Raw genomic sequence first — 23,064 nt, 5'->3', positions numbered from 1 at the left:
GACGGCTCCCACGGACAACACTTTTCCCATGGGAGCGTGACCACCGCTGCTTTACAGCCCTCGGGGCCTGTGCCACGATACGGCTCGATCATCGACCAGTGGAGCGTTGTCGCAGGTGATGGGCTCGAGCTTGAACGAGTCCAGGGATGACCTTCGATGCGCCGGGACGAGGAGAGCGGACGGTGCCGGAGAGTCAGACCGCGGTCGCGGACGACGTGGCGGACCTCGTCCGCGCCGCACAGGCCGGCAGCACGGCGGCTCTCGACCAGCTCGTCACCGGGCACCTCCCGCTGATCTACAACATCATCGGCCGGGCGCTCGCCGGCCACCCGGACGTCGACGACCTGGTGCAGGACACCATGCTCCACGCCATCCGCGGCCTCGACTCGCTCCGCGACCCCGGCCGGTTCCGGTCCTGGCTGATCGCCATCGCGTACCGCCGGGTGCAGATGCACCTGCGGTCCCGCAAGATGACGCTGTCCCGCCGCCACCCGGAGCCGGTCGACGTGCCCGACCCGGGCGGTGACTTCGCCGAGCGGACCACCGCCGAGCTGGTCGCCGCGGAGCAGCGGCGCGAGCTGGCCGAGGCCGGCCGCTGGCTGGAGGACGCCGACCGCCGGCTGCTGGCGCTCTGGTGGCAGGAGGCCGCCGGCGCCCTGACCCGCGCCGAAATCGCCGCCGCCCTGGGCGTGAAGCCGAAGCACGCCGCGGTGCGGGTGCAACGGATGAAGGCCCAACTGGACCTGAGCCGCGGCGTGGTCCGCGCGCTGCGGGCCAGGCCACTCTGCCCGGAGCTGTCCGGCCTGGTCCGGTCCTGGGACGGCACCGTCGACTCGGTCTGGCGCAAGCGCCTGGCCCGGCACGTCCGGGACTGCCCGCACTGCCGCGCCCACCAGCGCGGGTTGATCGCCCCGGAACGGCTGCTGCTCGGGGTCGCCGCCCTGCCGGTGCCGGCCGCGCTGCTGGCCGGGCTGCAGTCCACCCTGCACGGTGGCGCGGCGGTCGCGCCGGCGGCCGCGTCCGGCGCCTCGCTGGTCGCGCACGTCACCTCGCTGGTGCAGCACCAGACCTTGGCCGCGACCACCGCGGTGACAGTCGCGGTGGGCGGCGGTCTCGCGTACGCGGTGGTGCACACGCCGCTCGAGACTCAGACGCCGGCGGCGGTCGCCCCGCCGCCGGTGACCGCGCCCGCCGCGCCGCCCTTCTCGCCCCGCCCGTCGGCGGCGGTCAGCCCGGGCCCGTCGTCGGCCGTCACCAGCCGGGCCGCTCCCACCGCGGGCGCGGCCGGGGGGACCGGCGTGCGAAGGGCCGACATCTACGTGGCACCGGACGGCTCGGACGACGGCGACGGCAGCCTGGCCCGGCCGTACCGGTCCGTGGCCAAGGCGCTGGCGGAGGTCGAGGCCGGCCAGACGATCGCGCTCCGGGGCGGGACCCACCGGCCCACCAGCCCGCTCGAGATCACGACGAGCGGGACGGCGACGCGGCGCGTGACGCTCAGCGGGTACCGCGCCGAGCGGGCCGTCATCGACGCCTCGGCGCTCCCGGCGGGCGAGTGGGCGATCACTCACCGCTCGTCCTTCTGGACCGTGCGGGACCTCGAGGTCAGCGGGGCGCGCGATGCGGCGTACACCTGTCTGGCCTGTAAGAACAATGTCTTCCGGCGGATCTCGGTGCACGGCGCGAACGGCTCCGGCCTGATGCTGCGCGACGAGGGCACCGCCGGCAACCAGGTGCTGGACAGCGACTTCCACGACAACCGGGGCTCCGGTCTGGCCGTGCAGTTCGGCGACGGCGACGGGAACCTGCTGCGCGGCAACCGCTCGTTCCGCAACGGCGGCGACGGGGTGAACCTCGGCGCGTTCGGCAGTCCGGTGACGGTGCAGTACACCTGGTCGTTCGGCAACGGGGCGAACGGCTTCGCGGTCGGCGGCGGGGACCCGCCCGCGGCCGCCGCGCACCGGCTGCGGCACAACGCGTCGTGGCGCAACGACGGACACGGCTTCGTCGACGAGGGCAACACCGCCGCGGTCGAGTTGAGCAACAACACCGCGTACCGCAACGTGAACCTCGGCTTCGCGCTGGCCACCGCACCGGCCGTGTTGCGCTTCAACGTCTCCGTCGGCAACGACCAGGGCAGGCACGGCCTGTCCCGGCGGGCCGAGGCGGACAACAACAGCTGGCAGGAAGACGGCTGGTCGGAGCGCAGCTTCCGGTCGGTCGACGACTCCGGGGCGCGGGCGGCGCGGCGGGCGGACGGCGGCCTGCCCGGCACCACGTTCCTCAGCACCGGCAACGGCCGGGGCGCCGGCATGACCGGATGATCCGGGATCGTCCACATGGCCGGGACGCCCGGGGCACCGGCGGGCCACGCTGAGATCGCGCGCACGTTTGGCGAGGGTCGATGCCCGGGAACACCGGGGGGCGCATCCACCCCACTCAAGGAGCTGCAATGGAAGTCACCGGTTTCCTCACCGCCATCGTCATCGGTCTGATCATCGGCGCGCTCGGCCGCCTGGTCCTGCCCGGCAAGCAGAACATCCCGATCTGGCTGACCATGCTGATCGGTGTCGTCGCCGCCCTGCTGGGCACCTTCCTGGCCGCCGCGGTCGGCGTGGACGACACCCCCGGCATCGACTGGATCGAGCTGGCCATCCAGGTGGGTCTCGCCGCCGCCGGCGTGGCCCTGGTCGCCGGCGTCCGCGGCCGCCGTCCCTGAACCCCGTACGCCGGGCCTGGTCACCGGGCCCGGCCCGGCACGGTAGGTTTCGGTCATGGCCCGCGTACGCGCTGCTCTGTATCTCGACTTCGACAACGTGTTCAGCGGACTGATCAAGCAGGACCCGGACGTGGCGATCCAGTTCGCCAAGGAGCCCGGGGCCTGGCTGTCCCGGCTCACCACCACGCTGACCGTGGACGGCCCGCGCCGCTGGCTGATCGTCCGGTGCTACATGAACCCGGGCGGCTGGGTGCCGCACCCGGACCCCACGGCCGGGCAGCCCCGCCTGTACTACTCGCAGTTCCGGCCGTTCTTCGTCAACGCCGGCTTCGAGGTGATCGACTGCCCCCGCCTCACGCACACCAAGAACGCGGCCGACATCCGAATGGTGGTCGACGCCGTGGACGCGCTCGCCGACCCGGTGACGTACGAGGAGTTCGTGATCGCCTCCGGCGACTCCGACATGACGCCGCTGCTGGTCCGCCTGCGGCGGTCCGACCGGCGCACCACGATCGTCTCGCCGTCGGACGCGGCCGAGGCCTTCATCGCGGTCGCCGACCGCCTCATCACCAGCCAGGAACTCCTGGAGCTGGTGCAGGGCGAGCCGGTCGACATCGACGACGAACCCGCCGTCGGGGACACCACGATCGGCGACTCCGGCGAGCCGGAAGCCCCGGTCACCTACGAGCAGTTCCGTGACCTGGTCCGCTGGCGGTACAACGCGGCGCCCGGCCCGCTGAACCTCGCCTCGCTCGCCCACGACCTGCGCCGGCAGCTCGGCACCGGCGTCGACCAGACCAACTGGTTCAGCTACGGCGGCTTCGTCCGCGCGCTGGAGAGCCTGCACCTGCCGCACGCCAAGTTCTCGCACCACTTCGTCTGGGACGACGACCGGCACGACCCGCCCGAGTCGGCCGGCGTGGCCGGCGCCGCCCCGGAGGCGGTGGGCCGGCTCAGCTCACTGCTCAGCCTGCCCCGGCTGTCCCAGGAGATGTGGCCGTCGGTGTACAAGGCCCTCGCCGACTACGCCGCCAGCCACCACTTCAACCTGACCGAGGCAACCCGGTGGGCCCGCGACAAGCTGGCCGAGCAGGGTGTCGACGTGAGCCGAGCGGCGATCGCCTTCGTCACCCGGGGCACGGCGTTCGGCGGCGCCCCGCTCTACCGGCAGCCCGCACCGGCCGCCGAGGAGATCGCCGGCGCCTTCGCGGACAACGTGCTGAACCGTGCCGAGGCGGCGTCGATCGCGCTGACCGACGAGGAGACCGCCCAGGTCCGCGACTGGCTCGGCGCCCCCCAGCCGCAACCCTGACCGAGTTCGGCGTCCCGACCCGACCGGGCACCGCGCCACCCAGCCCCAACCCGACCGGGCACCGCGCCACCCAGCTCCAACCCAACCGGGCGCCGCGCCACCCAGCCCGGCCCGGTCTGGGTGCCGGACCGGGGCGCGTCCGGGAGTTCGGGGAGGAAGCTGATTCGCCTGCGGCGGGCTTTGCCTCCGGCGGGGATCTTCAAGCCTCTGGGATGGCTCTGGGGGTGGGTCCAGGGGTGGGGCTGGGCGGAATCGGTCAGCGCCAGTCGGCGAAGAGGCGTGCGGCGGCCGCGTCCCAGGCCGCGACCAGGTCGATCCGGCCGGGTTCCCGGAGCCATTGGATCTGCAGGCCGTCCATCATCGCGACCACCTGCCCGGCCAGCGCGGCGGGCTCCGCGGCGTGTCCGGTGGCGAGCGCCGCGAACGTCTGCAGAGTGCGCCGCTGGCGTTCGTGGAAGAACTGGTGCGCCGGGTGGTCGGGGGCCAGCGACTCGGCCTCCAGGACCGCGAAGAGCCGGACGATCTCGGGCTGCCCGGCGTTGCGCCGGACCAGGGCCGAGCAGACCTGAGGCAGGGTGATCACGTCGGCGGCGGCCGACCGGATCTGTTCCGGCGCGATCTCGAGTTCGGCGGCCAGCGACGTGGCGTCAGCCTCGTCCCGATGCTCCAGTACCGCGACGAGCAGGCTGTCCTTGGAGCCGACGTGGTGCAGCAGGCCGGGCACGGTGACGCCGCAGACGTCCGCGACGTCCTGCATCGACAGGCCCCAGAAGCCGCGCTCGGCGATCAGCCGGGTGGTGACCTCGAGGATCTGGTGACGTCGCTCGGCGGCGGGCAGCCGGGACCGTTCGCGACGTGGCGGGGCGGCCTTCACAAGATCGTTCCTACCAGCGGTTTCACAGCGCCTTTCCGATCAGCAACCCCTTGCCGGGACCCCGGGGCATCGCTATGTTACAGAGCAGTTACTACTTAGTGGGTACTAAGTAGTGGGTACTAGGGTAAGGGACGCGCGACATGCAGCTCACCCCCGCGGAACAGGCGGCGCTCACCAGCGGCAGCGACTTCTGGCACACCACAGCGGTGGAGTCGGCCGGTCTGCCCGCCGTCACCGTGACCGACGGCCCGCACGGCGTCCGGATGCAGGCCGCCAGCGGTGACCTGCTGGCCGGCGTCCCGGCGACCTGCTTCCCACCGGCCGTGGCGAGCGCCTCCACCTGGGACCCCGGCCTGCTGCGCCGGATGGGCGAGGCGCTGGGCGACGAATGCCGCGCCCAGGACGTGGCCGTGCTGCTCGGACCGGGCATCAACCTCAAGCGCAGCCCGCTCGGCGGCCGCAACTTCGAGTACTTCTCCGAGGACCCGATCCTGACCGGGGTGCTCGCCACCGAGTGGGTGCGCGGCCTGCAGAGCCGGGGCGTCGGCGCGTCCCTCAAACACTTCGCGGTGAACAGCCAGGAGACCGACCGGATGCGGGTCAGCGCCGACGTCGACGAGCGCACGCTGCGTGAGATCTATCTGCGGGCCTTCCAGCGGGTGGTCACCCGGGCCCAGCCGTGGACCGTGATGTGCGCCTACAACAAGGTCAACGGGGTGTATGCGAGCGAGCACCACTGGCTGCTCACCGAGGTGCTGCGCGACGAGTGGGGCTTCGAGGGCCTGGTCGTCTCGGACTGGGGCGCCGTGGTGGACCGGGTCAGGTCGGTGGCGGCCGGCCTCGACCTGACCATGCCGGGCCCGGACGAGGACGGCGACCGGGCGCTGGTGGCGGCGGTCGAGGCGGGACAGCTCGACCCGGCCTTGCTGAGAAGGAGCGCGGAGCGCGTACAGCAAATGATCGAAAAGGCTGGGGAGCGCCCGGCCGGCGGCTATGACGCCGAAGCGCACCACGCGCTCGCCCGGGAGATCGCCGGCCGGGCGATCGTGCTGTTGAAGAACGACGATGACCTGCTCCCGCTGCCCGCCGAGGGCACGTCGGTGGCTGTGCTCGGCGAGTTCGCCCGCACCCCGCGTTACCAGGGTGGCGGCAGCTCGCAGATCACGCCGACCAGGCTGGACGACGCGCTCACCGAGATTCAGGCATCGACCGGCGCGACGGTCCGGTTCGCCGCCGGTTACACGGCCGAGGACGAGGCGCCGGACGCCGCGCTGATCGCCGAGGCCGAGACGGCCGCCCGGGAGAGCGACGTCGCTATCGTCTTCGTGGGCAGCGTGCACGAGACCGAGGGCGCCGACCGCGCCTCGCTCGACCTGCCGGCCGCCCAGCTCGCCCTGATCGAGCGGGTGGCGCAGGCCAACCCGCGCACCGTCGTGGTGCTCTCCAACGGCGCGGTCATCGCGACGAAGCCGTGGGACTCGGCGGTGCCCGCGCTGCTGGAGGGCTGGCTGCTCGGCCAGGCCGGCGGCAGCGCGATCGCGGACGTGCTGTTCGGCCGGGTCAACCCGTCCGGGCGGCTCGCCGAGACGATCCCGGTGAAGCTCGCCGACCACCCGTCGTACCTGGACTTCCCCGGCGAACACGGGCACGTCCGGTACGGCGAGGGCCTGCACATCGGCTATCGCGGCTTCGACGCCCGGGAGCAGGAGGTGGCGTACCCGTTCGGGTTCGGGCTCTCCTACACGACGTTCTCCTACGGGACCATGGACGTGGCGGCCGGCCCGGACGGCATCGAGATCCGGGTGGAGGTCACCAACACCGGTTCCCGGGACGGGCGTGAGGTGGTCCAGGCGTACGTCAGCCTGCCCGGTTCGAAGGTGCGGCGCGCCCCGCGGGAGCTGAAGGCGTTCGCGAACGTGGCGATCGCGGCCGGCGCCACCGAGGAGGTGGTGCTCACCGTCGAGCGCGACGACCTGGCCTACTGGGAGACCCGGCTGGGCCGCTGGGTGGTCGAGGAGGGTGAGTACACGGTCGAGGTCGGCGCGTCGTCGCGGGACATCCGGTCGGCGGTCGCCGTCGCGGTGACCGGTGACCCGGCGCGGATCCCGCTGACCGCGGACTCCAGCGTGGGTGAGTGGTTCGCCGACCCGCGCGGCGCGGAGCTGCTCGGCGAGGCGTTCACCTCGGCGGTCGCCGAAGGGGCCGGGATGGCGCCGATGGTGGTGGACCCGAACATGCTGATGATGCTGGGCAGCCTGCCGCTGAGCCGGATGGCGAAGTTCCCGGGCAGCCCGCTGCGGCCGGAGGTGCTCCAGAAACTGGTCGAGGCCGCGAACGGTTAGGTGCGGGCGCGGGTCAGCAGGGCCTGGATGCGGGACACCAGTTCGCGCGGGCTGAACGGCTTCGTCACGTAGTCGTCGGCGCCCGCGCTGAACCCGCCCTCGACGTCCTGTTCCTGCACCCGCGCGGTCAGCATGATGATCAACATACCGGCGGTGGACGGATCGCCCCGCAGCATCCGGCACACGTCGATGCCGGAGAGCCCCGGCATCGAGACGTCCAGCACCGCGAGTTCCGGGTGATGGGCGCGCGCGGCCTCGACGGCGGCCTGGCCGTCTCCGACGGTGATGACCTCCAGGCCGGCCTGTTCCAGCTTGAACGCCACCAGGTCGCGGATGTCGGCGTCATCGTCGGCCACCAGGACCGTCGTCACGGCAGCTCCCCCCGATGCGATTCACTACCTGTTGGGACGATAGCCCGTTGCGGGCGGGCAGGTGGGTGCTCTGCGGGAATGTGCGCGCAACCCGTCCGCACCCGGGTCGCGCCCGCGCCGCATCCTCGAAGCGGTGTCCTGGACATCAGGCATCGATTGACGGGGAAGGAACCGATGACCGCACTGATGGACGACGTACGCTGTGACGCGCTCTTCGCCTCCCACCTGCAGCGCTCCCAGCAACCGACGCCCGAGGTGATCCGGGAGACCGTACGCGCCACGGTCGGCCGGCTCGGGGAGAACGGCTGCGCGGAGTTGGTGGCGCAGGAGTTCGGCGAGCACCCGGACTGCGCCATCGGGCGGATGCGGTGGGCCCGCACGGCCGTCCGGGCGGCGTTCGAGGTGTGAGACGTACTTCCGCTGAACCGCGACGGACCGTAAGCTCACCGGCATGCGCGCGAGATTGACCATGTGGTGGCCCGCCTGACAGGCGGCCCCATCCCCCGCGCGTAAGACACCGCGGCCGCCTCCACCGAGGCGGCCGTTCTGCATGGCCGGACTCGGTCGGCGCCGCCGAGACCCGGAAGAGGACCCATGCCTTTCGCCCTGCTGCACCGCGACGGCGCCGACCACGTCGAGGTGCTCACCGGCGACGTCGTCACCGTGGCGACGCTCGCCGAGATCCCTGCCGGACGCACCCTCGCGGTGATCCCTTACCGCCAGATCACCGAACGCGGCTTCGACTGCGTCGACGACGGCGCGCCGCTCGAATGCCTGCTGATCACGTCGTCGGAGAAGCGGCCCCGGTCCGACTTCCCGCCCGGACCGCTCACCCTGCGTGGCGGCGCGTTCGACCTCTCCGACGAGGAGTACGCGACCGTCGTCGAAGACGTGCTGCGCGACGAGATCGGCCGCGGCGAAGGCGCCAACTTCGTGATCCACCGCGTCTACGAGGCGACGGTCGAGGGTGACCCGGTGGATGCGGCGCGGGCGGCCTTCGGGCGGCTGCTCGCCTCCGAACAGGGCACGTACTGGACGTTCCTCGTGCACACCGGCACCCGGACGCTGGTCGGCGCCACCCCGGAACGGCACGTGAGCGTCTCCGACGGCATCGTGATGATGAATCCGATCAGCGGCACGTACCGGCACGGCTCCGGATCGCTGCTCGACTTCTTGCGCGACCCCAAGGAGATCGAGGAGCTCTACATGGTCCTCGACGAGGAACTCAAGATGATGGCCACGGTCGCCGAGCACGGCGGGCAGGTCGCCGGGCCGTACCTCAAAGAGATGGCACACCTCACCCACACCGAATATCTGCTGGCCGGGCGCGGTTCGCTGGACATGCGGGAAGTGCTGCGCGAGACCATGTTCGCGCCGACCGTGACCGGCAGCCCGATCGAGAACGCGTGCCGGGTGATCGCCCGGCACGAACGGCGCGGACGGCGGTATTACGCCGGGGTGCTCGCGCTGATCGACGGGGACACGCTCGACGCGCCGATTTTGATCAGGACGGCGGAGATCTCGCCGAACGGCGCCCTGCGGGTGCCGGTCGGCGCGACGCTGGTCCGGCATTCGACGCCGGCGGGCGAGGTGGCGGAGACACACACCAAGGCGGCGGGCGTGCTGGCCGCGCTGGGTGCGGTGCCGGCCCCAACCCGTTCGGGGGTACGGGTGAGCGCACAGTCCCCTTCGGTCGAGGCGTTGCTGGCGTCCCGCAACGACCAGCTGGCCCGGTTCTGGCTGGACTCCCGGGCGCCGAGGGCGCTGGAGGTGCCGGCGCTGCGCGGGCGGACGGTGGTGATCGTGGACGCCGAGGACACGTTCACCGCGATGCTGGCCCACCAGCTGAAGGCGCTCGGCATGGCGGTGTCGGTGGTGCCGTGGACGGCGCCGGTGCCGGCCGCGGACCTGGTGGTGGTCGGCCCGGGGCCAGGGGACCCGTCGTCGGCGACATCGCCGAAGATCCTGGCGTTGCGGTCGCTGGTCGCGTCGCTGCTGGCGCAAGGGCGGCCGGTCCTGGGAGTGTGCCTCGGGCATCAGGTGCTGGCGTCGCTCCTGGGGTTGCCGCTGGTGCGGCGGGAGTCGCCCTATCAAGGGGTGGCCCGCGACGTGGAGTTGTTCGGGAAGGTGCGGCGGGTCGGGTTCTACTCCAGCTTCTCCGCCGTGGCCGCCTCGTCCCTGGTCCCGGAGGCGGCGGCCGGCGGGTACGGTCCCGTCTCGGTGGCGCGGGACGCTGCGGACGGGACGGTGCACGCGGTGCGCGGGGCGGGCTTCGCGGGGGTGCAGTTCCATCCCGAGTCGGTGTTGAGCCGCGACGGGGTCGACGTGCTGCGGGATCTCCTGCCTTCTCTGCTCGGTGCGGAGGCAAAAGTTCCGACCGGCCCACGAATGGGTGATTAGTCAGGCCATAAGCGGGTAGCGAGACAGTGTCGGTGGTCCAAGGCGATCGAGAGCCTCTCCTTGGGCCACCGGCCCATCTGTGTCTTGCGTCGTCAGGCGTCGATGGCGGTGCGCATCTCGGCGATCAGGGCGGCGACGCCGGCGGGGCCCGCGCCGTTCAGGACGCGGCGCATGAGGGCGGAACCGACCACCACCCCGTCCGCGTAGGCGCAGGCCGCGGCGGCCTGGCGGGCGCCCGAGATGCCGAAGCCGAGGACCACCGGCAGGTCGGTCTCCCGTTTCAGCCCCTCGACCAGGTCCCGGCTCGTCGCGTTCAACGACCGTTGTTCACCGGTGGGGGCCATGACGCTCACCGCGTACACGAAGCTTCTGCTCTGCCGGGCGATCTCCCGCCGCCTGGCCGGCGGCGTCGCCGGTGAGGCCAGCAGGACCAGGTCGATGTCGTGGGCGGCGGCCGCCGCGCCGACCGGCCCGGCCTCGTCGATCGGCAGGTCGGGCACGATCAGCGCGGTGAGACCGGCGCCGCGCAGGTCCGCGCAGAAGGTTGCGGCGCCGCGATGGACCACCAGGTTCGCGTACGTGAAGGCGATCAGCGGCACCCCCAGCTCGAGGCGGGACAGCTCGGCGAGGATTCCGGCGGTCGTCGCGCCCCGGCTCAGCGCCTGGTGGGAGGCCTGCTGGACAACCGGGCCGTCCATGGTCGGGTCGGAGAACGGCAGCCCGACCTCGATGGCGTCGGCGCCGGCGCCGGCCGCGGCCCGCAGCAGGTCGGTCCAGTCCGGGGTGACGCCGGCGGTGATGTAGGGGACGAGCATCTTCATGACCGCTCCATCAGGGTCGCCATGTCCTTGTCGCCGCGGCCGGAGAGCGTGAGCACCACGGTCGATCCGCGCGGGATGGTTCCGTCCGCGGCGGCGGCCAGCACCCAGGCCACCGCGTGCGCGGACTCCAGCGCGCACAGGATTCCTTCGGCGCGGGCCAGCCGGTGGGTGGCCGCCAGCACCGCCTCGTCGTCGGCTGTCACATAGACGGCGCGGCCGGTCGCGGCCAGGTCGGCGTGTTCCGGTCCGACGCCCGGGTAGTCCAGGCCGGCCGAGATGGAGTGTGCCTCGCTGATCTGCCCGTCGGAGTCCTGGAGCACCTTGGACCGGAATCCGTGCAGCACCCCGTCGCGTCCGGCGCTGATCGCGGCGCCGCCGGCCGCCTCGACGCCGACCAGCCGGGCCGGGGTGTCGAGGAACCCGGCGAAGGTGCCGGCCGCGTTGGAGCCGCCGCCCACGCAGGCCACCACATAGTCGGGGACGCCGTCGGCCTGGGCGCGCGCCTCGTCGCCGATGACCCGCTGGAACTGCCGAACCATCCACGGGTACGGGTGCGGGCCCAGCGCCGAGCCGAGGCAGTAGTACGAGTTCTCGACCGCGGTCACCCAGTGCCGGAACGCCTCGCTGGTGGCGTCCTTGAGGGTGCGGCTGCCCGCGGTCACCGGCACCACCTCGGCGCCGAGCATCTTCATCCGGAAGACGTTCAGCTCCTGGCGTTCGATGTCGCGGGCACCCATGAACACTGTGACGTCCATGCCGAGCAGCGCGCCGGCCGTGGCGGTGGCGACGCCGTGCTGGCCGGCGCCGGTCTCGGCGATGAGGCGCCGTTTGCCCATCCGCCGTGCCAGCAGCGCCTGGCCGAGCACGTTGTTGATTTTGTGGGAGCCGGTGTGGGCGAGGTCCTCACGTTTGAGCAGCAGCGTGATGCCGAGTTCCGCGGAGAGCCGCACGGCGGGGGTCAGCGGGGTCGGCCGCCCCACATAGACGGACAGCAGGTGATGCAACTCCGCGCGGAACGCCGGGTCCGCCCATGCTGAGGTGAAGGCCTGTTCGACCTCGTCACAGGCGGGCACGAGAGACTCCGGGACGAATCGTCCGCCGTACTCCCCGAATCGGCCGAGCCCCGCCGGACGGCGGGCGTCGGCACGTGCCAACTGGTCCACGACAACCCCCAAGAGTTCTAGAACAGTGCTAGAGTTATAGCACACAGTTCTAGAACTGTTCCACTGATGAGTGAACAGGGTTTACAGCAGCCGCGCGGACGGGTATCCCGCCCCGCGTCGCCGCATGACCGGGAGGGAACCATGTCCGAGCCGCACATCACCCTCGACCCGCAATCGCTCAATCCCGTGGAGGAGAAGCTCCGCGGCCCACTCGAGGAACAGCTGAGCTCTGCGCTGCAGGCAGCGACGGTCAAGATCAGACAGAAGTACGCCGGGGAGAGCGTGGAGCAGGTGACCGACATGCTCCTGGATCAGGCGAAAGCCGGCCTGCACCCGGACATCGCGGCCGGCTTCCACCCCGACCACGGGCAGCTGCGTCACGTGGCCGAGGAGATCGTGGCCCGAGCCTAAAGAGGGACGTTGTGCCACCGCCTGGTCGAGAGCACCAGGCGGTACCCGTCCGGGTCGGCGATCGTGACACCCCACTGATCCCAGTACGGCCCCTGCGACACCCGCCGGCCGCCGGCGGCGACCAGACGGTCCAGCAGCTCCTCCGGCACCGGCCCGTCCAGATAGAGGACCAGCAGGTCCTGCGCCGAGGGGCAGGGCTCCGGTCCGGCGACGAGTTCCAGGTGCCACGCGGCACCGGCCCGGCCGACCATCAGCAGGTCGTGCTCGCCGGGGCCGCCGGCAGTGGCCCGGTAGAGCACCTCCAGCCCCAGCCCGCCGACGTAGAACCGCTCGGCCGCGGCCAGGTCCCGGCTCGGCCGCGCCAGCCGCACATGTGTGGTTGCTTCGATCCCCGTCATCGGCCCATTCCACCAGCCGCGCGGGGTCAGGCGATCAGAAACCCCGCAGCGGCCGGGGTGAACGCGATCAGGATCAGCCGCGCCGACCGCCCGACCAGGCACACGGTCAGGAACACCCAGGACCGCATCCGGGTCGCCGCGGCGGCGAAGGTCATCAACAGCAGCGGCGGGATCCCGACGAACGCGCTGAGCAGGATCACCGGCGCGGCCAGCATCGGCTTGTCCAGCGGCATCATCCGCCGGGCCCACGCGCTCGCCCGCCGGGCCCACCGCGACCACCAGCGCCCGGGATCCCCCTTCGCCTCGGCGGCCACCTGCTCCTGTTTGCGCCTGCCGATCCAGCTCCGCAGCGCCGGGACCCGCACCGCTCCCCTGGTGGCGAGGAAGATCCCCATCTTCCCGCAGGTCTGCCCCGCCCCCGCGACGGCGCCCATCAGGATCGCGTTGTGGCTGGTGGTGGCCATCAGCCCGATCAGGTACGGCTCGATCGGCAGGCCCGGGTAGAACGACGAGACGAAGCCGACCGCGAACGTGAGGGCCAGGACCGAGATCACGTCAGCACCGGCGGCGCCTCTGTCGCCGCGGGCCGGACATCGTGCGGGATGCGGGACACGGCGACCAGCGAGACGCCCTTGATCGCCATCGCGGCCACCCCGAGCAGCACGCCCACCCAGGCCGGCACCGGCAGCAGCACCGCCACGGCGAGCGCGGTGGTGTTGAGCACCTTCGCCGGCGGCCACCAGTTCCACCGGTAGATCCCCGGATGCACCACGTAGAAGTAGTTCGGGCTGACGATCGGCCAGCGCAGGAACGCCAGGCTGAGCTGGCAGTCGAGGACCAGGAAGTGCAGCAGGAACACCGCGATCGGCAGGGCCGCGTCCGGCCGGACCGTCATCAGGCCGGTGGCGCACAGGGCGAAACAGGCCCGGTCGGACACGATGTCGAAGACCGCCCCGAAGCGGGTCTCCTGGTTCAGCATCCGGGCGGACAGCCCGTCCAGGATGTCGCCGATCCAGTACACGCCGTAGGCGATGATCAGGAAAGGCCAGCTGGCCTCGACGATCGCCGCGACCGCGAACCCGACCGCGACGATCGTCCGGAGCGCGGTGATCACGTTCGGCACGTTCAGCCGGAAGCCGTCCGACCCGGACGCCACGATGTCCGGGTCCCAGTGCGGTGACCCGGGATCCGGCTGCGAGCGCTGGGCCGGTACTCCAGTTCGGGGCATGCGTTTCCCATCTCGCGTGAGCGCTGTCACGCAATTCAACGCGAAAGTGTCAACCTCACGCTGCCCCGGACCGGCACCCGAACGAGATCAGCGGTGCAGATCGAAGATCAGGTCGAGGACCAGGGCGGTCCAGCCGGTCTGGTGCCACGCGCCGAGCCCGGCACCGTTGTCGCCATGAAAGTACTCCGGGAAGGCGACCAGGTCCTTCCAGTCCGGATGGGTCTGGAACAGCTCGGTCGACCCGTAGATCGGCCGCCGCCCGTCGGCGCCCGGCACGAACAGCCCGATCAACCGCCGGGACAGGTCATCGGCGATCTCGGTGAGCGAGGCCTTGCACTGCGACCCGGTCGGGTATTCCGCCTTGAGGTCGTCACCGTAGAACTCGGCGAACTCGCGCAGCGCCTGGACGAGCAGGAAGTTCACCGGCATCCAGACCGGCCCGCGCCAGTTGGAGTTGCCGCCGAACAGACCGCTCGTGCTCTCCGCGGGCTCGTACCCGACGGTGAAGTCGGAGCCGCCGAGCGACACCGTGAACGGCTTCTCCAGGTGCGCCCGGGACAGTGTGCGCAGGCCGTACGGCGAAAGAAACTCCTCGGGATCGAGCAGACGCGCCAGAATGCGCAGCAGCTGGTCCTGGCCGACCATGCTGAGCAGGCGCTGCTGGCGCCGATCGGCGCCGCCGAGGCGCCGGGCGCTGATCACGTCGCCGAACTCGCCCTGGTGGTGGAGCATCCACCGGACCCGTGCGTTGATCTCCGGAAGCCGGTTGAGGGTCTCCGAGGTGAGCCGGGTGGTGGCCGCCAGCGGCAGCAGGCCGACGATCGAGCGGGCCTTCAGCGGCACCCGGTGGCCGTCCGGCAGGCGTAGCACGTCATAGAAGAAGCTGTCCTCCTCGTCCCACAGCCCCTGCCGGTACGCCGCCTCCGCGATGTACGTGAAGTGCTCGAAGAACTTGGTGGCCATGTCCTCGTAGGTGCGGTCGTGCAGCGCCAGGATGATCGCCATGTCGAGCAGGTTGAGCGCGTACATGGCCATCCAGCCCGTGCCGTCGGACTGCTCCAGCACACCGGCGACCGGCAGCGCGGCCGACCGGTCGAACGGGCCGACGTTGTCCAGGCCGAGGAAGCCGCCCTCGAAGACGTTGTTGCCGCCGACGTCCTTGCGGTTCACCCACCAGGTGAAGTTGAGCAACAGCTTGTGCATGACCCGGGAGAGGAAGTCGTAGTCCCGGCCGCCGTCGATCTCGAAGACGCGCAGCGCGGCCCACGCGTGCACCGGCGGGTTCACGTCGCCGAACGACCACTCGTACGCCGGGATCTGCCCGTTGGGATGCATGTACCACTCGCGGAGCAGCAGCAGCAGCTGCGACTTGGCGAAGCCCGGGTCGACGCGGGCGATGCTGACGCAGTGGAAGGCCAGGTCCCAGGCGGCGTACCAGGGGTACTCCCAAGGATCCGGCATGCTGATCACGTCGAAGCTGTTCATGTGCGACCAGCCGTTGTTGCGGCCGTACCGCCGGCCCGGCGGGGGCGGCGAGTTGCCCGGATCGCCGGCCAGCCACCGCTTCACGTCGAAGTGGTAGAACTGCTTGCCCCACATCAGCCCGGCGACCGCCTGCCGGGCCACCGACACCTCCTCCGGCGAGGCGGCGGCCGGCAGCACGTCGGCGAAGAACTCGTCGGCCTCGGCCCGCCGGGCACCCATCACCGCGGCCCAGCCCGCACCGAGGTCGGCTTCCGGCAGCGGCTGGTCGGTCTGGGTGAGACGGAGCCGGATGGTACGGGACTCGCCCGGCCCGAGGGCGAGCACGTGATGCAGGGCGCCCTTGGTGCCGACGCCGGCCGGGTTCACCGTCGGCATGTCGTGGATCAGGTGGTCGTTGATCCCGTCCTTGGGGTACGAACTACGCCCCGGCAGCCCCCACAGCCGCTGCGCGTTCGTCTCGTTGTCGCACATCAGCGCGGGCGCGCCGGCCTCGCCGTGCAGGGTGATGTGGCCGAGGGAGCGGTGCACCCCGTGCAGCCGCCCCGGCCACCCCTTCATCGACGGCGCCTGCCGGTTCGGCAGCCCCCAGGACCAGGTGTTACGGAACCAGAGGGTGGGCAGGACGTGCAGGGTGGCCGGCTCCGGACCGCGATTGTCGACGGTGATCGCGATGCAGACGTCGGTCGGCGAGGCCTTGGCGTAGTCGACGGTCACCGCCCAGAACCGGTCCTCGTCGAAGACCCCGGTGTCGACCAGCTCGTACTCGCCCTCGTTGCGGGTGCGCCGGCCGTTGACGCCGACCAGCTGGTCGTACGGGAACTCGTCCTGCGGGTAGTGGTACCGCCACCGCATCCACGAGTGGGTCGGCGTGGAGTCCTGGTACCACCAGTACTCCTTGGCGTCCTCGCCGTGGTTGCCGCCGTCGCCGCCGAGACCGAACATCCGCTCCTTGAGGATCGGGTCCCTGCCGTTCCAGAGGGCGAGCGCGAAGCAGAACGTCTGCCGGTCGTCGCAGAGGCCGGCCATGCCGTCCTCGTTCCACCGGTACGCCCGGGACCGCGCGTGATCGTGCGGGAAGTAGTCCCACGCCGTGCCGTGCTCGCTGTAGTCCTCCCGGACGGTGCCCCACGCACGCTCGGCGAGATAAGGCCCCCACGCGCGCCACGGCTGCTCGCCCGCATCGGCCTGCGCCAGGCGTACGCGCTCCGACACGTCCGTTCTCACCCCCACAACGCGAAATCCCCCGGAGTCGATCACATTGAGACTGTCACGTGTTTGTGTCAAGTGAGGGTCGTTCACGGCCTGCCTTCGGTCGACGCCCGGTCCAGCTGTTCCGGTACCCGGCGGGGCCGGCGCTCCACTGTGACGTCGGCCGCAACCGGCCCTTTGCCGTCGGCCGCGACCAGCCTTCTGACCGGCCTTTGCCGTCGGCCGCGACCAACCTTCTGACCGGCCTTTGCCGTCGGCCGCGACCAGCCCTTTGACGGCGGCCGCAACCAACCCGCCACCGGCCGTGCACCCGGACCGCAACCGGGGGCCGGGACTCTGGGCCGGTGCGACATGTAGACGGAGGACGCGGCCGGGCCTGGCGACTGTGGCTGCTGGCCGTCGCGGGCTGCATCGGCGTGCGCGCCGTCCTCGGCTTCACCGGGCAGCACCACATGCTGAGCCTGATCCCCTACCTGGTGGTGACCGTCGGCACGCCGGTGGTCCTGCTCGCCGGAACCATCCGCAACCGCCCGCCGCACCGCGCCGGCTGGTTCACGCTGGCCGCGGCGCAACTCGTCTACGCCGCCGCGGACATCGTCATGGTGCTCGACGACTGGATCTCCGGCGAGTTCCTCGAGCCGACGCCGGCGGACGTGCTCTACCTGCTCTCGTACCTGCTCACCGCGGCGGCCGTGCTGGTGTTCATCCGGCGGCGCAGCCCCGGCTGGGACGTCGCCAGTGCGGTGGACGCGCTCATCGTGGCGGTCAGCGCCGGCCTGCTGACCTGGGTCTACCTGATCGAGCCGCTCACCTCCGACTCGGAGCTGCCGCTGGCCGCGAAGCTCACCCAGTCCGCGTACCCGGTCCTCGACCTGATGCTGCTCGTCCTGGCGGTCCGGCTCGTGATGGGCACCGGCACCCGTGGCATGGTCCTCTACCTGCTGCTCGGCGGCCTGTCCCTGATGTTCGCCGCGGACACCTTCTACGCCGTGCTCGGTGTGGTCGACGGCGAGAGCGTGACGGAGACCTGGCTCGACGCCGTCTGGATGGCCGCGCTCGGCCTGCTCGGCGCGTCCGGCCTGCACCCGGGGGTACGCCGTTTCGACCAGCGCAGCGACTCGGCCGTCCCGGACGCCTCCCCGGCCCGCCTGGCGGTGCTCACGGTGGCCGTGCTGATGGCGCCCGGCCTCCAGCTGATCCAGCATCTGCGTGGCGACGACGTCAGCGTCCCGCTGATCAGCATCGCCTGCGCGGTGATGTTCCTGCTCGTGCTGGCCCGGATGGCCGGCCTGGTCGCGATCCAGCGGCGGGCGGCGGTCACCGACGGGCTGACCGGCCTGCGCACCCGCCGGTCGTTCGACGAGGCCCTCGCCGTGGAGTGCCGGCGGGCCGCCCGCGCCGGGTACGGCCTCGGCCTGCTCGTCATCGACGTGGACCACTTCAAACAGATCAATGACAGCTACGGGCACCCGGCCGGCGACCAGGTGCTGCGCGAGGTGGCCCAGCGGCTCGCCGCCGCCTCCCGGGCCGGCGCCGTGGTGGCCCGGTTCGGCGGCGAGGAGTTCGTGGTCCTCGCCCCGCACGCCGACTCCGCCACCCTGCTGGCGCTCGCCGAACGTCTCCGCGTCGCCGTGGCGGGTCTGCCCGTCCAGGTCGGCGAACAGGAGCTGATCGGCGTCACGGCCTCGGTCGGCGCGGCCGTCGTCGCAGGGCCCGGTCTCAGCCCGGAACTGCTGGTGCGCTCCGCCGACCAGGCGCTCTACGAGGCCAAGCACGCGGGTCGCAACCGCTCGGTGGTGGCCGGGGTTCTAGAGTCGCAGGCGTGCCAGCTTCCGAATATGTGACCAACCTGCGGGCCAAGGTCGGCTCCGGTCTGATCATGTTCCCGACGGTGACCGCGGTGATCCTCAACGACCGCGGCGAGATCCTGCTGCACCGGCGCAGCGACACCGGCGTGTGGACGCTGATCGCCGGCATGATGGACCCGGGTGAGCAGCCGGCCGACGCGGTGGTGCGCGAGGCCGAGGAGGAGACCGCGGTCCAGGTGAAGGTCGAACGGCTCGCCGGAGTGGCGCTGCACGAGATCACCTATCCGAACGGTGACCTGTGCCACATGGTCAACACATGGTTCCGCTGCCGGGCGACGGGCGGCGAGGCCCGGGTCAACGACTCCGAGTCGCTAGCCGTCGAGTGGTTCGCGCTGGACGCGCTGCCGGAACTCAACCCGTTCACCCACCACCGCATCCGGACGGCTCTCGCCGAGGACGGCCCGGCCTGGTTCGCCGGCCCCGGCGAAGGCATCATGCCCGGCTGGTGACCGCGCCGCTCAGGCGAGCCAGCCCGGGCGGATCAGCCCCGCCTCGTACGCCAGCACCACCAGCTGCGCCCGGTCGCGCGCCGCCAGCTTGACCATCGTCCGGCTCACGTGCGTCTTCGCCGTCGCCGGGCTGATCACCAGCCGGGCCGCGATCTCGTCGTTGGACAAGCCCTCGGCGACCAGCACCATCACCTCCCGCTCCCGGTCCGTCAGCTGCTCCAGCCCGCGCGGCGGCACCGGCTCGCGGCCCCGCCCCGCACCACCCGCGAACTCCCCGATCACCCGGCGGGTCACGCTGGGCGACAGCAGCGCCTCACCGGCCGCGACCACCCGCACCGCCCGCAGCAGCTCGACCGGCTCGGTGTCCTTGACCAGGAACCCGGAGGCGCCGGTGCGGAGCGCCTCGAACACGTACTCGTCGAGCTCGAACGTGGTCAGGATGACCACCCGGGCAGCGGCCAGCGCGGGGTCGGCGGCGATCCGCCGGGTCGCCTCCAGCCCGTCCACCCCGGGCATCCGGATGTCCATCAGCACGACGTCCGGCCGGGTCGCCCGTACCAGCTCGACCGCCTGCAACCCGTCGGCGGCCTCACCGACCACCTCGATGTCCGGCTCGGCGCCGAGCAGCGCCCGGAACCCGGCCCGGACCAGCGCCTGGTCGTCGGCGAGCAGCACCCTGATCATCGTTTCTCCTCCACGCAGGCCTCCGGCACGGCAGCGCCCCCGGGCGAAGTCGGCAGCATCACCGAGACCAGGAACCCCCCACCCGGCAGCCGCCCGGCCGCGAACCGGCCACCGAGCGTCTCCACCCGCGCCCGCATCCCGGTGATCCCGCCACCCGGCACCACCCCGCCGTCCGCGCCCGCCTCCGGCCCGCCGTTGCCGCCACCCGGCACCGCGCTCGCAGCCGGCCCGCCGTTGCTGCCACCCGGCACCGCGCCTGCCGCCGGCCCGCCCTTGCCGCCACCGGGCACCGCGCCTGCCGCCGGCCCGCCCTTGCCGCCACCGGGCACCGCGCCCGCCGCCGGCCCGCCCTTGCCGCCACCGGGCACCGCGCCCGCCGCCGGCCCGCCGTTACTGCCACCCGGCGCCACCGCGCTCTCCGCCGGCCCGTCGTTGCGGATCGACAGGTGCAGTGCCGTTGGCAAATAGCCCACCGTGACCTCCGCGCCCGGATCTGGTCCCGGCGCATGCCGCCGCACATTGGTCAGCGCCTCCTGCACGATCCGGTACGCCGCCCGGTCCACCTCGGCCGGCAGCTCCCGCGGCTCCCCGTTGACCACGGTGCGCACCGGGATCCCGGCGCCCGCGGTCAGCTCCTCCAGCCGGTCCAGCCCGAGCGCCGGCTGCCGGGGCGCCGCCTCCCCTTCGGTCCGCAGCACGCCCAGCACGGAGCGCACCTCGCGCAGCGCCTCCGCGCTCGCGCTCTTGATCGCGGTGAGCGCCTCGCGGGCCTGCTCCGGCCGGTTGTCCATCAGGTGCAGGCCCACCCCGGCCTGCACGTTGATCAGGGAGAGGTGATGGCCGAGCACGTCGTGCAGCTCCTGCGCGATCCGCAACCGTTCCTCCGAGGCCTGCCGCCGCTCCTGCTCCCGCTTCGCCAGGGCCTGCTCGGCGCGGGCCTTGCTGATCTCGGCCAGGTGCTCGGTGTGCACCTTGGACACCGCGCCCAGCACGACCGCTGCGGCCGGCCCGAGCGCGGCCAGCACCGCCTCACCCACCGTCGGCCGGATCTCCGGCGCCAGCCCGAGCCGCTCGCCCAGCACCACGACCACGAGCAGGTAGGCCCCGTAGGCCACCGTCGCCGCGACCGCAGCCGCCCGCAGCCGGCCCTGGCGCGACACCGCCCACAGCGCGATCAACGGTGCCACCGCATAGGTGAAGTGCGGCACCGCGTGGGTGGCGACCAGCAGCGACGGGACCGCGGCGACGGCGAACACCACGAGCGGGGCGCGCCGCACCCAGAACAGAGCCAGCGGCCCCACCATCAGCAGCGCGTCGACGGCCCGGTTCACCGGGTGGAAATAGACCAGGCCGGCCTCGTCGAGGTTGTGGATGCCGATCAGATGGAACAGCGTCGCGGCCACCACGGCGCCGACCGGCCGGTCGCGGTGCGCCCGCTTCCGCGGCGGGTGCCCGTCCCGCCGGGCGGCGCGGGCCACGGCGAGCCGTGTTCCGAGGTCGGCGGGCTTCGTCATGAGCCGAACCTACGGCACCCGGTGCGCCCCGGGCATCCACGTGCAGAGCGATAACCGGCTACCCCGCCGGAGGCATCGGACGCGGCCGTCGTACCCCCCAGGGAGTACGAAGGGTCCCCCGCGGACCCGCTGGGCACTCCCCCGGGATGCTCCCCCGGGGCGACGCGGCGGAGGCACCGGAACGGCCATCGTGGTTACCGGACAACCGCCGGGCACCCGGCGATCCTCGAACGAGGAGGGGACATGAACCCGATGGAAGCGCACACACACCGGCTGCGGACCTCGGACACCGAACGCGAGCAGGTCGCCGAGATCCTGCGCGCCGCGATGGCCGAGGGACGCCTGGACATGGCCGAGGGCGAGGAACGGCTCGGTTCGGCGTACGCCGCCAGATATCGCGACGAGCTCAGGCCGCTCACCGCCGATCTCCCCGACGGTGGCCGGCAGGCCCTCGCCCGCACCCCGCAGGCCCGCGCCGCGACACGCCGGTCCCTGCAGCGTCACGCAAGTCTCATCCTGATGATCGCCGGGGTCCTGACCGGCGTGTGGCTGCTCTCCGGTGCCCAGTTCTTCTGGCCGGTCATCCCGCTCGCCTTCCTGGTCATGGGCCTGATGAGACACGCGCGCCACGGCCGCTACCGCCTGGAGTACACACTGGGCCGCCACGGCCACCTCTGAGCCGCGCTCCGAGATGGACACGACGGTCGTTGATCTTCCCCGCCGGCTCTGCCAGAGTGGCCGAGTTTGTTCGGGGAGGGACAAGGCACATGATGGGTCCGTCGCACGCTCTTTCGGGGGCGGCAGCGTGGCTGGCGGGCAGTTGGGCGCTCGACCAGTTCGCGAACGTCAGCCAGTCGCCGCTGGAGGTGGCGGTCGGCACGGCGATCTGCGCGGGCGGCGCCCTGCTGCCCGACATGGACCTCTCCGGCAAGGTCACCCGCAACCAGGGCGGCGCCACGGTGGCCCGCACGTTCGGCGTCTTCTCGCTGTTCGTCGCCGAGGTGGTGGAGAAGTTCTCGCTCGGCGTCTACACCGCCACCAAGCTCAGCCGCGACCCCCGCCGCAACAACGGCCACCGCACCTTCACCCACACCCTGCCGTTCTGCGCGCTGATCGGCTGGGGCACCACCGCGCTCGCCGCCAACTACGGTGAGTGGGCGGTCGTCGGCATCGTCTTCTTCATGGCCGGCCTCGCCCTGCGCGGCCTCTTCGACGAGTGGGCCGAACGCGCCGGCTGGGTCATCATCACCATCGCCAGCGCCGCGATCGCCTGGTTCACCGCCGCCAACCTGCCCAGCGACCGCGGTTACCCCTTACTCGGCGTAGCCGTCGGCGTCGGCTGTTTCGTCCACATTCTCGGCGACATGATCACCAAGAACGGCGTGCCCATCCTGTGGCCGATCCCGATCCAGCGCCGCATGTGGCGCATGATCGGCATCCCGAACAGCATGGCCGTCAAGGTGGGCGGCAAGGTCGAGGTCATCGTCCTGCGCACCGCCTTCACCGTGATCTCACTGCTCTCGATCGCCGGCCTCTTCGTACCCGGCGTCCTCGAACGCCTCAACCTCGACGTCTGGGCCAGCAAGTAGCCCCCGCTACCAGCTGCCCCGTTCACAGCGACGGGATTTCGGGTGCGCAGCTACCCACAAGTCCCCACACAACCTCCCACCCGCGACAGCGTGGGAACTTCGGGTGCGCAGCTAACCACAAATCCCCACACAACCTCCCACCCGCGACAGCGTGGGAACTTCGGGCGCGCAGCTAACCACAAATCCCCACACAACCTGTCAACCGCGAGAGCGTGGGAACTTCGGGT

The 23,064-nt window shown here is 71.9% G+C and carries 21 protein-coding genes; 11 read left to right on the top strand and 10 right to left on the bottom strand.

Going from position 1 to position 23,064, the window contains the following annotated elements; genetic code table 11:
• Positions 1–146 precede the first annotated feature (146 nt).
• From AC0NH5_RS21585 to AC0NH5_RS21575, 3 genes are all read left to right on the top strand, one after another.
• Positions 147–2,324, top strand: coding sequence for a sigma-70 family RNA polymerase sigma factor (locus tag AC0NH5_RS21585; RefSeq protein ID WP_474406564.1), 2,178 nt, complete (start codon positions 147–149; stop codon positions 2,322–2,324).
• 128 nt (positions 2,325–2,452) lie between these two features.
• Complete coding sequence (locus AC0NH5_RS21580) at positions 2,453–2,719, top strand: GlsB/YeaQ/YmgE family stress response membrane protein (protein ID WP_474406562.1); 267 nt, start codon at positions 2,453–2,455, stop codon at positions 2,717–2,719.
• Between the two features lie 55 nt (positions 2,720–2,774).
• A complete protein-coding gene (locus AC0NH5_RS21575) occupies positions 2,775–4,031 on the top strand; it encodes an NYN domain-containing protein (protein WP_474406559.1) in 1,257 nt (418 codons plus the stop codon).
• A gap of 256 nt (positions 4,032–4,287) precedes the next feature.
• Here the strand turns inward: AC0NH5_RS21575 and AC0NH5_RS21570 are convergent, their stop codons facing one another.
• Positions 4,288–4,905 (bottom strand): TetR/AcrR family transcriptional regulator, encoded by a 618-nt coding sequence (locus AC0NH5_RS21570; RefSeq protein ID WP_474406556.1) that lies wholly within the window; start codon positions 4,903–4,905, stop codon positions 4,288–4,290.
• Between the two features lie 140 nt (positions 4,906–5,045).
• On the opposite strand from AC0NH5_RS21570, the gene AC0NH5_RS21565 reads away from it, so the two are divergent.
• Positions 5,046–7,247 (top strand): glycoside hydrolase family 3 C-terminal domain-containing protein, encoded by a 2,202-nt coding sequence (locus AC0NH5_RS21565; protein ID WP_474406553.1) that lies wholly within the window; start codon positions 5,046–5,048, stop codon positions 7,245–7,247.
• Here the strand turns inward: AC0NH5_RS21565 and AC0NH5_RS21560 are convergent.
• Complete coding sequence (locus tag AC0NH5_RS21560; RefSeq protein ID WP_474406550.1) at positions 7,244–7,618, bottom strand: response regulator transcription factor; 375 nt, start codon at positions 7,616–7,618, stop codon at positions 7,244–7,246. The two genes, AC0NH5_RS21565 and AC0NH5_RS21560, sit on opposite strands and share 4 nt — an antisense overlap.
• Before the next feature lie 174 nt (positions 7,619–7,792).
• On the opposite strand from AC0NH5_RS21560, the gene AC0NH5_RS21555 reads away from it, so the two are divergent.
• Both AC0NH5_RS21555 and AC0NH5_RS21550 read left to right on the top strand, forming a co-directional pair.
• Positions 7,793–8,026, top strand: a complete 234-nt coding sequence (locus AC0NH5_RS21555; RefSeq protein WP_474406547.1) for a hypothetical protein — start codon at positions 7,793–7,795, stop codon at positions 8,024–8,026.
• Between the two features lie 186 nt (positions 8,027–8,212).
• Positions 8,213–10,018, top strand: a complete 1,806-nt coding sequence (locus AC0NH5_RS21550) for an anthranilate synthase family protein (protein WP_474406546.1) — start codon at positions 8,213–8,215, stop codon at positions 10,016–10,018.
• A gap of 92 nt (positions 10,019–10,110) precedes the next feature.
• On the opposite strand, the gene trpA is transcribed toward AC0NH5_RS21550, so the two are convergent.
• Positions 10,111–10,839, bottom strand: a complete 729-nt coding sequence (gene trpA / locus AC0NH5_RS21545; protein ID WP_474406544.1) for a tryptophan synthase subunit alpha — start codon at positions 10,837–10,839, stop codon at positions 10,111–10,113.
• The gene (trpB, locus tag AC0NH5_RS21540; protein WP_474406543.1) at positions 10,836–12,002 is read right to left on the bottom strand and encodes a tryptophan synthase subunit beta; all 1,167 of its coding nucleotides are present in this window, start codon (positions 12,000–12,002) and stop codon (positions 10,836–10,838) included. The genes trpA and trpB overlap by 4 nt, the downstream gene beginning before the upstream one ends.
• 141 nt (positions 12,003–12,143) lie before the next feature.
• Between trpB and AC0NH5_RS21535 the strand changes: the two genes are divergently transcribed.
• Positions 12,144–12,413, top strand: coding sequence for a hypothetical protein (locus tag AC0NH5_RS21535; protein ID WP_474406541.1), 270 nt, complete (start codon positions 12,144–12,146; stop codon positions 12,411–12,413).
• Here AC0NH5_RS21535 and AC0NH5_RS21530 read toward each other — a convergent pair.
• From AC0NH5_RS21530 to AC0NH5_RS21515, 4 genes are all read right to left on the bottom strand, one after another.
• On the bottom strand, positions 12,410–12,811 hold the full coding sequence (locus AC0NH5_RS21530) for a VOC family protein (protein WP_474406539.1): 402 nt from the start codon (positions 12,809–12,811) through the stop codon (positions 12,410–12,412). The two genes, AC0NH5_RS21535 and AC0NH5_RS21530, sit on opposite strands and share 4 nt — an antisense overlap.
• A 26-nt stretch (positions 12,812–12,837) precedes the next feature.
• The gene (locus tag AC0NH5_RS21525) at positions 12,838–13,365 is read right to left on the bottom strand and encodes a hypothetical protein (protein WP_474406536.1); all 528 of its coding nucleotides are present in this window, start codon (positions 13,363–13,365) and stop codon (positions 12,838–12,840) included.
• Positions 13,362–14,039 carry a CDP-alcohol phosphatidyltransferase family protein gene (locus AC0NH5_RS21520; RefSeq protein WP_474406534.1) on the bottom strand — a complete coding sequence of 226 codons (678 nt, stop codon included), beginning with the start codon at positions 14,037–14,039 and terminating at the stop codon, positions 13,362–13,364. The genes AC0NH5_RS21525 and AC0NH5_RS21520 overlap by 4 nt, the downstream gene beginning before the upstream one ends.
• Positions 14,040–14,126: 87 nt before the next feature.
• Positions 14,127–16,748, bottom strand: a complete 2,622-nt coding sequence (locus AC0NH5_RS21515; RefSeq protein WP_474406533.1) for an MGH1-like glycoside hydrolase domain-containing protein — start codon at positions 16,746–16,748, stop codon at positions 14,127–14,129.
• Positions 16,749–17,077: 329 nt separating this feature from the next.
• Here AC0NH5_RS21515 and AC0NH5_RS21510 point away from each other — a divergent pair, with 329 nt between their 5' ends.
• Both AC0NH5_RS21510 and AC0NH5_RS21505 read left to right on the top strand, forming a co-directional pair.
• Positions 17,078–18,577 carry a GGDEF domain-containing protein gene (locus AC0NH5_RS21510; protein ID WP_474406531.1) on the top strand — a complete coding sequence of 500 codons (1,500 nt, stop codon included), beginning with the start codon at positions 17,078–17,080 and terminating at the stop codon, positions 18,575–18,577.
• Complete coding sequence (locus AC0NH5_RS21505; RefSeq protein WP_474406528.1) at positions 18,556–19,050, top strand: NUDIX hydrolase; 495 nt, start codon at positions 18,556–18,558, stop codon at positions 19,048–19,050. The genes AC0NH5_RS21510 and AC0NH5_RS21505 overlap by 22 nt, the downstream gene beginning before the upstream one ends.
• Positions 19,051–19,059: 9 nt before the next feature.
• On the opposite strand, the gene AC0NH5_RS21500 is transcribed toward AC0NH5_RS21505, so the two are convergent.
• Together AC0NH5_RS21500 and AC0NH5_RS21495 are read right to left on the bottom strand one after the other, a co-directional pair.
• Complete coding sequence (locus AC0NH5_RS21500) at positions 19,060–19,734, bottom strand: response regulator (protein WP_474406527.1); 675 nt, start codon at positions 19,732–19,734, stop codon at positions 19,060–19,062.
• Positions 19,731–21,248, bottom strand: coding sequence for a sensor histidine kinase (locus tag AC0NH5_RS21495; protein WP_474406526.1), 1,518 nt, complete (start codon positions 21,246–21,248; stop codon positions 19,731–19,733). The genes AC0NH5_RS21500 and AC0NH5_RS21495 overlap by 4 nt, the downstream gene beginning before the upstream one ends.
• 243 nt (positions 21,249–21,491) lie before the next feature.
• Between AC0NH5_RS21495 and AC0NH5_RS21490 the strand changes: the two genes are divergently transcribed.
• Complete coding sequence (locus tag AC0NH5_RS21490; protein WP_474406524.1) at positions 21,492–21,926, top strand: DUF1707 SHOCT-like domain-containing protein; 435 nt, start codon at positions 21,492–21,494, stop codon at positions 21,924–21,926.
• An 89-nt stretch (positions 21,927–22,015) separates the two neighbouring features.
• A complete protein-coding gene (locus AC0NH5_RS21485; protein WP_474406522.1) occupies positions 22,016–22,837 on the top strand; it encodes a metal-dependent hydrolase in 822 nt (273 codons plus the stop codon).
• The last annotated feature ends 227 nt before the right edge of the window (positions 22,838–23,064 follow it).

It is taken from the genome of Actinoplanes sp. 13 (assembly GCF_056134165.1).
Note: the sequence above shows the minus strand (reverse complement) of the source record. Positions and strands in the feature narration are given on the sequence as shown.